The following is a 12,516-nucleotide window of genomic DNA, read 5'->3' on the forward strand; positions in this document are numbered from 1 at the left end:
ACTATACATGAACAAAGATTATTACGCAGTAATTATGGCCGGTGGCATTGGTTCCCGATTTTGGCCAGTGAGCACCCAAGAATTTCCAAAGCAATTCCACGATATGCTTGGTACGGGGCAAACGCTGCTGCAAAAAACTTTTTCAAGGCTTAACAAAATTATTCCTTCGGAAAATATTTATATACTTACAAATGAAATGTATCTGGAAATTACACTGAAACAATTGCCGGAAATTTCAGAAAAACAAGTGGTTCTTGAACCTGCAATGCGGAATACTGCGCCCTGCATTTTGCTTTCCGCTTTAAAAATAAAAAAGGAAAACCCGAACGCGTTGATGCTCGTGGCACCAAGCGATCACTGGATTGAAGATGAAAATGCTTTTGCAAATGATATTCAAAAATGTTTTGATTCAGCGGAAAAAGATAATATTTTACTCACTTTGGGCATTGAACCAACCTTTCCGAATACAGGATACGGTTATATTGAAAGCGATAAAAATGACGCTTCTGAAATTAAAAAAGTAAAACAGTTTCGTGAAAAACCTGATTATGAAACTGCAAAACAATTTCTTGCTGCAGGAAATTTTCTGTGGAATGCGGGTATTTTTATTTGGAGTGTGAAAAGTATTGTTGCCTCTTTTGAAAAGCATTTGGCTGAAATGAATTTGTTGTTTTCAAAGGGAATTCCTGTTTTGAATACTTCCGAAGAAAAAAAATTCATTGAAAACAATTATTCCGAGGCAGAAAATATTTCCATAGATTTCGGGATACTGGAAAAAGCGGATAATGTTTTTATGAAAAAGGCCACGTTTGATTGGAACGATTTGGGCACTTGGGGCGCGCTTCACGAGAAATTGAACAAAGATGAAAACGGTAATTCTGTTGTAAATGCTGAAACAATTCTAAAAAACTCCAAAAATAATATGGTTTTCACCAGTTCAAAAAAACTTGTTGTTTTGGATGGAATTGAAGATTATATCGTTGTGGACAAAAAAGATGTTTTGTTATTATTTCCTAAGAAAAAAGAGCAGGAGATAAAGGAGCTTTTGAAAGAGGTTTCAACTAAATTTGGTAAAAAATATTCATAGATGGAGAATTCAGAAAATAATGACGAAATAAAGATAACTCCGAATGATAAAGAGTTTGAAAGCGTAAAGCTGAACACTTGGGAAAGCATCAAAAAATTCTTAGTTGAGCTTTTTGATATTCAAACAGATTCAGACCGCGATGCCACGATTGAAGCGGTAAAAAAAGATATTTCCTTTAAAGGACATACAGCTTGGATTCTTATTTTTTCAATATTCGTTGCGTCTATAGGCTTAAATGTTAGTAGCACCGCTGTAGTTATTGGCGCGATGCTTATTTCGCCATTAATGGGGCCAATTGTTGGGATCGGTCTTTCCGTAGCCATCAATGATGTGGAAACCTTGCGACGCTCGTTTATAAATCTTGGGGTGATGGTTTTTTTAAGCGTGCTAACGGCTTTTCTTTATTTTAAAATTTCACCCTTAACAGAAGAAACGCCGGAATTGATTGCAAGAACTTATCCAACAATATTGGACGTGCTTATAGCCATTTTTGGTGGTCTGGGATTGATAGTTGCAAAAACAAAAAGCGGGACTATTGCCAGCGTTATTTTTGGGGTTGCTATTGCCACGGCATTGATGCCGCCGCTGTGTACCGTAGGGTATGGTTTGGCTATTGGCAGCGGCCCTTATGCAATTGGCGCACTTTATCTGTTCTCAATTAACGCAGTTTTTATTGCGCTTTCTACATTTATAGTTTCAAAAATATTGCGCTTTCCATTGGTGCGCTATGCCAACAGCAAAAGGCGCAAACGAACTGCCCAAATTGCTTCAGTAATAGCAATTGCGGTTATGGTTCCCAGTGTATGGCTTTTTGTGAAATTGTTGGATCAGCAAGTTTTTGAGACCAAAACAAAAGAGTTTGTAAAAAACATTATTAAGTATGAAGGCGCTGAGGTTGTTAAGTTTACACAGGATTATAAATCGAAAAATATTGATGTTTATTTAATTGGCCGCCCCGTTCCCCAAAACAAGATAAATGAATGGCTTTCAAAACTTGAGAAAACGGAAAAGTTGGAGCAAACACATTTACGGATTTACCAAGGTGCAGACCAAAGTGGCGAAATGGCCGCGAAACTTTCTGGTGAGATTAAAGCTGGAATCCTTGAAGATTTATACGTAAAAAATGAGCAATTAATCCAAGATAAAGATGAACAGATTCGCTTTTTGGAAAACCAGATTGCCCTTATAAAAGTTCAAAATGTTCCTTTTAAAGAATTGAGTGAAGAATTGAAGATAAACTATGAAGGTGTTGAAACTTTTAGTTATTCAAACAAAATCACAACGAATTTTAAAAAAACGGACACACTTCCGGTAATTAACATACGGTGGAAGAAAAATGTAACAACAGCTGAAAAAAGGAACGATTTGAAAAAAATTGAGGCGTGGATCAAATTTAAATTGAAGCTGGACACTCTTCAGGTTTCGGAATATCCGTAAAACAAAAACCCAGCTAAATTGCTGGGTTTTTTGTTTCGTTTAAATCTTGGAAGAAGTTTAATTCTTTATAAATTTATAACTAGCAGTTTTCTTTTCAACCTGTAACATTGCAAAATAAGTTCCAGTTCTTAATGAAGAAACGTTTATAGAACCTTCATTTGAAACCTTACTATTCAACACTATTTTTCCATTTACGTCAATAATTTGAACTGGATTATTTTCCAAACCTTTCATTGAAAAATAAAGGAGTTCAGAAGTTGGGTTTGGATATAATTTTAGGTTTTCAATAGAATTGTCTGCAATGGAAAGCGGAAAACTTCCTTCAACAATAATGTGGGTAGTATTTGTATCTGGATTTGGAACGACATCAACGGTTCCTGAAGGCCATTCAATAATCAAGGTTTCAATTGCGGTGCTTGTCCCAATCCCGAAATGTGCCAATAAAGAATTCATATGGCTGAAACCTTGGCCAGAACGCACTTCGCGCATTTGAGTGCCCCAATCACCAACAATTTTTACTCTGGCACCAATTCCGTTTTTGTTACTTTCAACGCCTTCCAATCCAACTTTCACCCAATTGTTGGCGTTCCCGTCATTAATATACAGGTTTCCATCGTTAACAACGTCTAAAAAACCATCGTTGTTGAAATCGCCAATTCCTCCTTCGTCAAAGTTTAAATCTTGACCCGTGAATGTCATGTCACCATTATTGAGGTAAAGTTCTTTGGACATTTCAGAAAAAATATCCACAAAGCCATCATTGTTGAAATCGCCCGATTGGTTCTCCCAAGCGCCGAGATCTGTTGGGTTTATGCCCGAACCTGCAATAACGTCGGTAAACATTCCGGTGCCATCATTTTGCATCAAGCGGTTTTGAAAATCGTGGTTAACTATAAAAGCATCAAAATCGCCATCGTTGTCAAAATCCTCAAAAACGGTTGACCAAGATTGTGCATTGTCGCGCATTCCGATGTCAAGCCCGTTTTCAGTAAAAGTACCGTCACCGTTATTGGTGTACATTGCATTGTCGCGGTTTTCATCACCTGGCAAAGCTCCTCCACGGCATTTTGTTAAATACATATCGGCATCGCCATCGTTATCATAATCTACCCAAATAGCAGCATAGTTTCCAGGTCTGTCTAAGGTTACAATTAAGGTTTGGTCCAGAATCATATTTTGGCCGCCACCATTGCGGTATGGATGGCTAAGATCAACATCATGGCAAACAAAAGCATCCAGCAAACCGTCATTGTTTATATCGGCAAGGGTTGATCTTTGTGAAAAGATATAATCCGGTTTGGGCACTTCGGTATAGGCAGTTCCGTCTTCATTGGCGAATAAAAAGGAAACGCGTGAATTGTTTCCAAGAAGAAGGTCGTTAAATCCGTTGCCATCAATATCGCCCGCAGCTACACTCCAATCTGGAATATTCTGTATTGGGGTTGTAATAAATATTGAATTGAAAGTGTGATCTGGAAGTTGATAGTCAATACCAATTCCATTTTCGGAAACCCGAACGTAATCATCAAGATAATCGCCATTCATATCAACAGCTACTTCAGAATAATCGTCATAATTACCAATTAGCCCACTTTGGTTGGTAAACGTAACTTGGGCCATTAAAGAAGCACTGAATAAAACGGTGCAAAGGGAAAGTAATTTATTTATCATAATATTATAATTTGGACACTAAAAATAAATTAAAATATTTGATAAATAGGGATGTAGAAAGAAAAAAATTAACCTTCTTTCAATTGAACTTCCCGTATTTTTTTGAAAAGATCTGAAGAATATACAAAATTGGTTACGTCTTCGTTGTCCGTTTTGAAAATTTCTTGATTGGTTCCCTGCCAAACCAATTTGCCGTTTTTTAGCAAGACAACTTTTTCGCCAATTTCCATTACAGAGTTCATGTCGTGGGTTACCACAACCGTTGTAATGTCATATTCGTGGGTTATTTCTTGAATAAGGGTGTCAATTAAAGTTGCGGTTTTTGGGTCAAGCCCAGAATTGGGTTCGTCACAAAAAAGAAATTTGGGTTTGTTTACGATAGCCCGGGCAATAGAAACACGTTTTTGCATTCCGCCAGAGATTTCTGCGGGAAATTTTTTGTTCACGTTTTCAAGGTTTACCCTTTTTAGCACCTCGTTCACCCTTGCCAGCATATCTGCTTTTTTCTGTTTTGTGAACATACGCAGCGGAAACATTACATTTTCTTCAATATTCATGGAATCGAACAGTGCGCCACCTTGAAAGAGCATCCCTATTTCTTCGCGAAGCTTTCTTTGTTCTTCATCATCCATATTCTGAATGGCTTTGTCTTCATAATAGATTTTGCCCTGCTCTGGTTTGAAGAGGCCAATAAGGCATTTCAATAAAACGGTTTTTCCGCTACCGCTCTGACCGATAATAAGGTTTGTTTTTCCTTTGTCAAATTCCGTAGTTATCCCTTTCAGAATTTCTTCTTCCCCAAAACTTTTATGTACGTCTTCTACTTTTATCATCAGCTAAGCAATAATTGGGTTATAATATAATTGGCCGAAATAATGAGCACACTCGTCCAAACGAAGGAATTGGTACTGGCTCTTCCCACTTCAAGTGCGCCACCCTTCATATAATAGCCTTGCCATGAAGGAACCGTGGCTAAAATGAAGGCAAAAACAAAGGTTTTAAAGAAAGCATAAAAAAGCTGATAGGGTATAAAGCTGTCCTGCAATCCCGAAATAAAGGCAGTGGAACTGGAAAAGCCACCATAAACACCAGCCACCCAGCCGCCCAAAATACCAAGAAACATAGAAATTACAATCACGAATGGATAGAACATTAATGCAACAATTTTTGGGAAAACCAAATAGTTTAGCGAGTTGATCCCCATTACCTCTAAGGCGTCAATCTGTTCGGTAACCCGCATGGAACCAATGCTGGAAGTTATGAATGACCCTACTTTTCCCGCCATAATTATTGAAATGAAAGTCGGCGCGAACTCCAAGATTACAGATTGGCGTGTGGCAAAACCTATAAGACTTTTCGGGATTAAGGGATTGTCCATATTTAAGGCAGTCTGTATTGCTACAACCCCGCCAACAAAGAAGGAGATGAAAGCGACAATGCCCAGAGAACTAATAATAAGGTCGTTGATTTCCTTAAAGATAAGATGTTTTAAAACAGATGTTTTGGTGAAACTGCCAAACACCTTTTTGATCATCAAAAAATAGGAACCAATATCTTGTAAATACTTCATAAAAAAGATAGCTATGGCTAAAATACTAAAATTAGCCCACGGATTTTTGAAAAAGCTTTTTTTAGCTTTTATTTACCAAAAAGCGCCATCATTTTGTGGTAAATTTCAATGCTCTCATAAATTCCATTGAAATTTGAAGCGCCCGGCCCTTCCGCAAAAACGGGAACCATGGTCCCAGAATGTCCAGTTGTGGAAAAGCTTGGTTTAATTTTGTTGTAATCATTTCCATAGGAAGCTAGCGTGTAACCGCCCGTTTCGTGGTCTGCAGTAACAATTACAAGCGTTTCACCGTTTTGCTTTGCAAAATCAAGAGCTACGCCCAAGGTTTTGTCAAAATCCAAAAGCTCTTGAATTAAGTAATCTGCATCGTTATTATGGCCGCCCCAATCTATTTGGCTTCCTTCAACCATCAAAAAAAATCCTTTTTCGTTTTTTGAAAGTTTTTCCAAAGCAAGTTTGGTGGCGTTCGGCAGAAAATCGCCACGGCCTTCGCTCATTTTTGGCATGCCGTCATCGGCAAGCAGTATTAATTCACTTTTTTCGCTTATAGTTTTTGGAAGTTGATCGGTAATCACTTCATAGCCTTTGGCTTTCATTTCAGCCAGTAAATCTTTTCCGTCTTTTCTTTTGGTGAAAAATTTTAAGCCACCACCTGCAAAAAAGTTTACACCGCTATTTGGTGCAAAAGAGGTAATATCTTCATAAAGTCGGCGCGATTTTACGTGCGCATAAAAGCTGGCGGGCGTTGCATGCTGTATGGACGAAGTGGCCACAATGCCCGTAGCCAATCCTCTTTTTGACAACTCCTCAACAATTGTGGGCACTGGAATGGTATCTTTATTTACGCCAATGGCACCATTATAGGTTTTTACGCCCGTCGAAAAAACCGTTGCTCCTGCAGCGGAATCCGTAATTAAATCGCTAGCAGAAGAGGTTTTGCTCAAGCCAATCGTGTTGAAACGTTCAAAATTCGGTTTGCCATTTTTATAATAAATAGCTGTGGAAACTTGGCTCAGGCCCATACCGTCGCCAATCAAAAGGATGATGTTTTTTGGGTTTTTTACTTCGGAAGAAATATTGGAAACCGTGTTGTCCTTTACTTGAACCGAAACACAGGAAGTTGAAATTATCGCAAAAGTAAAAAGAACAGTGAGGAGGGAAAGTTTAGCTTTCATTCTAAAATTTTGTTTGCAAAAATAGGGATTATAAAAATGTTTGGGTGTTAAAGAAAGGTTGTGAAAATTTAAAATTAACGAACACCAATTTTTTGGAGAATATTCTTCCAACGCAGATTTCTAATAAATTCTCCTTCCTTTTCAGAAACTATAAAATCCAGTTTTTGATTTTTAGCCTTTTTATAACCCTGAATACAATCTATAAAAAACTGAAAATTATTTTTTTTGGAAGCCAGTTTTGCTGAAGCAATAAAAGTTAGCCAAAACCCATAGCGCATTTTGTAAAAAGCTTCTCCCTGTTTATGCCTTGAAGCTTTTGTGTAAACTTTTCCGGTAGGTTTTAAATGTTTTACGTGTAGCGAAGTATCGGTTTTAACCTTCCAGCCGTGATATTGGGCGAGGAGTTCATCAACTGTGTCCCAACCCATAGTGTTTTTTAAACCTTTTATTTGTTCAAAACACTCTTTTCTATATGCTTTTAAGGCACCACGGATGTGGTCTTTATTTGTGAGATTTTCCAAAACCCATTCCCCGTTCTTTTCTATATAGCAAAAACCACCAACCATTCCTACGGAATTATCGTTTTGAAATGCTGCTGCAATTTTTTCTAAATAATTCTTCGGAAAAATTAAATCTGCATCATATTTACAAATAATGTCGAAGTTGTTGTCGAGTGTTTCAAAGCCTTTGTAAAAAGCATTGATAACCTTGCTTCCGGGCTCGTGAAGTTTTTCGGAATTGAAAAAAACACTTTCAATAAAAGAGTATTTTTCTGAAAATTGATCAATAATTTTTTGGGTGCCATCTGTTGATGCATCATTGACAACAACAATCTTTTTGGGTAGAAGAGTTTGTTCTGCTAAAGAATTCAACGTTTTAGAAATATGTGCTTCTTCGTTATGGGCTGGTATGACTATATAGAAATCCATTAAATCCTTTCAGCATAAACCAAGTAATACCGAGGGGTAATTCTTCGAAGAATGGGGCGTATGCCAATTTTTTTTACGGGATTGGTGAATTTTTCACTTTTCACAATTCGCCAGCCTGCTTTTTCAAGCAACCAATCAAATTGCCAATCCTCAAATTCGTGATAGTGGCGGTCCCATTTGTCGGTTTTGCTTCTATAAGCCGAGGCAAACCACAATTTTAAGGGCACGGAAGCAACCAATTTTGTAGCCCGAATATCATTTAAAACGTTGAAAGGCGAAACCAAATGCTCAAAGATTTCAAAAGCGGTGACCACGTCAAATTTTTCCGTTTTTACCACAGTTGTCTCTAAATCGAGATCTTCACCTTTGGTGTTTGTAACGTGAAAACCTTCTTGGGTGAGTATTTTAGAAAAAGGGTTGGAAACGCCCAAATCGAGAATTTTTTCTTCTTTGGAAATTACTTCGTTCAGAAAATTCAGGGTGTGTTTGTATCTTTTCTTGGGAAACTTGCCTTCGTACATTTTTTCAATTCTGAATTCTGAATTCTGAATTCAGAATTAATTAAACTCTATAAACTATCGCATTAATATTCATTCCCGCGCCAACACTTGCAAAAATAACCACATCGCCTTGCTGGATGGAATGTCCTTTCAGCTCTCCATTTAAAACCAAATCATATAGCGTTGGAACAGTTGCGACGCTGCTATTGCCCAATTTGTCTATGCTCATGGGCATAATGTTTTCGGGAGGAGTTTTATCGTAAAGTTTGTAGAAACGGTTTACGATGGCTTCGTCCATTTTTTCGTTTGCTTGGTGGATAAATATTTTTTTCACTTTGTCAATTCCAACTCCGCTTTTATCCAAGCAGGTTTTCATTCCGTCAGGAACATTATTTAAAGCAAATTCGTAAATTTTTCTACCGTACATTTTTATATAGCGGCGGGCATCCTTTCTTTCCAAATTATTGCTTTCGCCAAAGAAAATGAAATGTGCTTCCTCAAAAGCGTAGGTCGCGCTAAAATGTGAAAGAAAACCGCCAGCTTCATCCGTAAGTTCAACAACCGCGGCTCCAGCTCCGTCACTGTAAATCATGGAATCCCGATCGTGCGGATCTACCACGCGTGAAAGGGCCTCAGCCCCAATAACCAAACATTTTTTTGCCATTCCCGCTTTTATAAAAGCATAGGCTTGGATCATTCCCTCGATCCATCCCGGACAGCCAAAAAGCACATCATAGCCCACGCAAGTTGGGTTTTGGATTTTAAGATTGTGTTTTACGCGGGTTGCAATACTGGGCACGGTATCGCTCTGAACAGAATCGTGCCTTACGTCGCCATAATTATGGGCCACGATAATATAATCAAGTTCTTCTTTATTAATCCCGGCATTTTTGATGGCATTTTCAGCAGCAAAAGATGCAATGTCTGAAGTGGCTAATTTTTTTGGAATATATCGTCTTTCGTGAATGCCCGTAATAGCTTTAAATTTTTCAATTATTACAGTGTTTTCATTGCCAAAGCGAGTGCCGTCTTCATTGTAAAAATGATGATCGCCGAAATGCTCGTTCTTGGCAACTTCACTTGGAATATAACTGCCTATGCCTGTTATTTTGACATTCATAAATTGAAAGGTTTCGTTAAAAATACGGAAAATTCAGTAATTCAGTTTTCAGTCGCAGTATTCAGTAAAAATAATTTATTTTATCTGCCTACTGCGACTGCGACTGATAACTTAATTAAGCCTCCATATAAGCTTCAATAGGATTACAAGTGCATATCAAATTTCTATCGCCATACGCATCATCTACCCTGCGAATCGAAGGCCAGAATTTATTGTCTGAAATGTATTCCAACGGAAATGCCGCTTCCTGTCTGCTGTATGGGAAATCCCAAGTATCAGCAGTTAGCATTTGTAAGGTATGTGGTGAATTTTTCAAAACGTTATTTGGCTCGTCTTTATCAGCGGCTTCAATTTCTTTTCTGATAGAAATCATTGCGTCACAAAATTCATCCAAAGCCATCTTGCTTTCACTTTCAGTAGGCTCAATCATCAAAGTTCCCGCAATTGGGAAGGACACCGTTGGTGCGTGAAAACCGTAATCCATCAATCGTTTTGCGATGTCGGTTACCTCAATTCCTTTTGCTTTGAATGGGCGGCAATCCACAATCATTTCGTGGGCAGCACGGCCGCGTTCGCCTGCGTAAAGCACTTCATAATGGCCGTTCAATCTTTCTTTGATATAGTTTGCGTTCAAGATAGCATTTTGTGTAGCTTTCTTCAAACCGTTCACCCCAAGCATGCAAATGTAGGCATAGCTAATAAGACAAACCAACGAGCTGCCATAAGGCGCTGCGGAAATTGCGGTGATAGCATTTTCACCACCTGTTTGGATTAATGGGTTTGAAGGCAAAAATGGCACCAATTGTTTGGCAACGCAAATTGGTCCAACTCCCGGTCCACCACCTCCGTGAGGGATAGCGAAAGTTTTGTGTAGATTCAAATGGCAAACGTCTGCGCCAATTGCGCCCGGATTGGTCAAGCCAACCTGCGCGTTCATGTTTGCACCGTCCATATAAACCTGTCCGCCATTTTCGTGGATAATACTGGTTATTTCGCGAATAGCAGATTCATAAACTCCGTGAGTTGAAGGATAAGTTACCATCAAACAGGAAAGATTGTCTTTGTGTTTTATTGCTTGTGCACGAAGATCTTCCACGTCTATGTTTCCTTCGTCGGTAGATTTTGTAACAACCACCTGCATTCCTGCCATTACGGCGCTTGCAGGATTTGTTCCGTGTGCTGAAGATGGAATCAAACAAATATTTCTATGGCTTTCCCCCCGTGATTCGTGATAGGCGCGAATAACCATCAAACCAGCATATTCGCCCTGTGCGCCACTGTTTGGTTGTAGTGAAGTTCCAGCAAAACCAGTAATTTCAGTAAGCTGTTTTTCCAGTTTTTTCAGAATGGTTTGGTAACCTTCAGCTTGTTCCACAGGAACAAAGGGGTGCATATTGCCCCACATGGGGTCACTCAACGGAAGCATTTCTGCAGCTGCGTTCAATTTCATCGTGCATGAACCCAATGAAATCATTGAATGGTTCAGCGAAAGATCTTTGCGTTCCAGTTTTTTGATGTAGCGCATCAAATCTGTTTCGCTGTGGTATTTATTGAAAACTTCCTGTTGTAAAAACTCGGTTTTACGGGCAACCTCCTGTTGAATTTTATTTCCGGTTTCAAGTTCGGTAATCTTTTGAAAATCCTTTTTAATGGCTTCGGAAAAGATTGCAACTATTTTATTTAAATCCTTTACGGTAGTGGTTTCGTTAATTGAGATTGAAACCGTTTCGTCGTTGGGATAGTAAAAATTCACTTCTTTAGCTTCTGCTAAAAACTTGATTTTAGTAGCGTCAGTTTTTATTGCAATCGTATCAAAATAAGTTTCGTTTACTTGCTCAAAACCTAGTTTTTCCAAAGCATTTGCAAGTGTTACGGCTCCATTGTGAACTTTTCGAGCTATGTACTTCAAACCTTCCGGGCCGTGATAAACCGCGTACATTCCGGCCATAACGGCCAAAAGAACCTGTGCGGTACAAATGTTTGAAGTGGCTTTGTCGCGTTTAATGTGTTGTTCTCTTGTTTGAAGAGCCATCCGTAAAGCACGGTTGCCATCGGTATCTTTTGTAACACCAATAATCCTTCCCGGAATACTGCGTTTGTATTCTTCTTTTGTTGCGAAGAAAGCTGCGTGCGGTCCACCGTAGCCCAATGGAATTCCGAAACGCTGTGTGGTTCCTACAACAACATCAACTCCAAAATGGCCTGGAGATTCCAGCATTACCAAACTTAAAATATCTGCTGCAACGGCAACTTTTATCTGTGTATCGTTAGCTTTTTGGATGAATTCTTTATAGTTATAAACCTTTCCTGTTCTGCTTGGATATTGAAGAATGGCTCCAAAAAAGCCTTCAGAAAAGTCAAAATCCTCGTGGTTGCCTACAACCAATTCAATTCCAAGCGGAATGGAGCGCGTTTCAAGTACAGAAAGCGTTTGCGGAAGTACTTCTTCCGAAACAAAGAATTTTGAAGCGTTGCTCTGTTTCTTTTCCTTTTCGCGAACGTTATAAAGTAACGCCATTGCTTCAGCAGCAGCGGTTGATTCGTCCAAAAGTGAAGCGTTTGCAAGCTCCATTCCGGTTAAATCGCTAACTACTGTTTGGAAATTCAGCAACGCTTCCAGTCGTCCTTGCGCAATCTCCGCTTGATAGGGCGTATAGGCCGTGTACCATCCCGGGTTTTCCAAAATATTACGTTGGATTACTGGAGGCGTGATGGACTGATTGTAGCCCAAACCAATATATGTTTTGAAAAGTTTATTTTTTGTGGAAAGCTCGGTGATGTGCTCCAGGTATTCCTGCTCGCTCATCGCTGTGTCCAGATCGAGTGCTTTTTTCAGCAAAATATCGTCTGGAACGGTTTCGTAAATAAGTTGATCAATAGAGCTTACACCAATGGTTTTAAGCATTTCGGGAAGATCGTTTTCCCGGGGACCGATATGCCTTAAAGCAAAAGAATCTGTGTTCATTAATTTGCGATTGAAATTTAGGTGGCAAAATTACAATATTAAACGTGAATTAGCTTCTTTTT

General features: G+C 38.9%; 10 protein-coding genes. 2 read left to right on the forward strand and 8 right to left on the reverse strand.

The window, feature by feature from the left end; all coding sequences use genetic code 11:
* Positions 1-7 precede the first annotated feature (7 nt).
* On the forward strand, positions 8-1,087 hold the full coding sequence (locus A7A78_RS06330) for a mannose-1-phosphate guanylyltransferase (RefSeq protein WP_068761611.1): 1,080 nt from the start codon (positions 8-10) through the stop codon (positions 1,085-1,087).
* A complete protein-coding gene (locus A7A78_RS06335) occupies positions 1,088-2,524 on the forward strand; it encodes a DUF389 domain-containing protein (protein ID WP_068761612.1) in 1,437 nt (478 codons plus the stop codon).
* A gap of 57 nt (positions 2,525-2,581) precedes the next feature.
* On the opposite strand, the gene A7A78_RS06340 is transcribed toward A7A78_RS06335, so the two are convergent.
* From A7A78_RS06340 to gcvP, 8 genes are all read right to left on the reverse strand, one after another.
* Positions 2,582-4,195 (reverse strand): FG-GAP-like repeat-containing protein, encoded by a 1,614-nt coding sequence (locus A7A78_RS06340; protein ID WP_068761613.1) that lies wholly within the window; start codon positions 4,193-4,195, stop codon positions 2,582-2,584.
* A gap of 68 nt (positions 4,196-4,263) precedes the next feature.
* The gene (locus tag A7A78_RS06345; protein ID WP_068761614.1) at positions 4,264-5,028 is read right to left on the reverse strand and encodes an ABC transporter ATP-binding protein; all 765 of its coding nucleotides are present in this window, start codon (positions 5,026-5,028) and stop codon (positions 4,264-4,266) included.
* A complete protein-coding gene (locus A7A78_RS06350; protein WP_068761615.1) occupies positions 5,028-5,765 on the reverse strand; it encodes an MlaE family ABC transporter permease in 738 nt (245 codons plus the stop codon). Before A7A78_RS06350 ends, A7A78_RS06345 begins: the two co-directional genes overlap by 1 nt.
* A 68-nt stretch (positions 5,766-5,833) precedes the next feature.
* On the reverse strand, positions 5,834-6,940 hold the full coding sequence (locus tag A7A78_RS06355) for an alkaline phosphatase (protein WP_068761792.1): 1,107 nt from the start codon (positions 6,938-6,940) through the stop codon (positions 5,834-5,836).
* 74 nt (positions 6,941-7,014) lie between these two features.
* Complete coding sequence (locus tag A7A78_RS06360) at positions 7,015-7,869, reverse strand: glycosyltransferase family 2 protein (RefSeq protein WP_068761616.1); 855 nt, start codon at positions 7,867-7,869, stop codon at positions 7,015-7,017.
* Complete coding sequence (locus A7A78_RS06365) at positions 7,869-8,390, reverse strand: methyltransferase domain-containing protein (RefSeq protein WP_068761617.1); 522 nt, start codon at positions 8,388-8,390, stop codon at positions 7,869-7,871. The genes A7A78_RS06360 and A7A78_RS06365 overlap by 1 nt, the downstream gene beginning before the upstream one ends.
* Positions 8,391-8,430: 40 nt before the next feature.
* A complete protein-coding gene (locus tag A7A78_RS06370; RefSeq protein ID WP_068761618.1) occupies positions 8,431-9,489 on the reverse strand; it encodes a 3-oxoacyl-ACP synthase III family protein in 1,059 nt (352 codons plus the stop codon).
* Between the two features lie 115 nt (positions 9,490-9,604).
* Positions 9,605-12,454, reverse strand: a complete 2,850-nt coding sequence (gcvP, locus tag A7A78_RS06375) for an aminomethyl-transferring glycine dehydrogenase (protein ID WP_068761619.1) — start codon at positions 12,452-12,454, stop codon at positions 9,605-9,607.
* Positions 12,455-12,516 lie beyond the last annotated feature (62 nt).

This window comes from Aequorivita soesokkakensis (assembly GCF_001641085.1).
Classification (GTDB): Bacteria; Bacteroidota; Bacteroidia; order Flavobacteriales; family Flavobacteriaceae; genus Aequorivita; species Aequorivita soesokkakensis.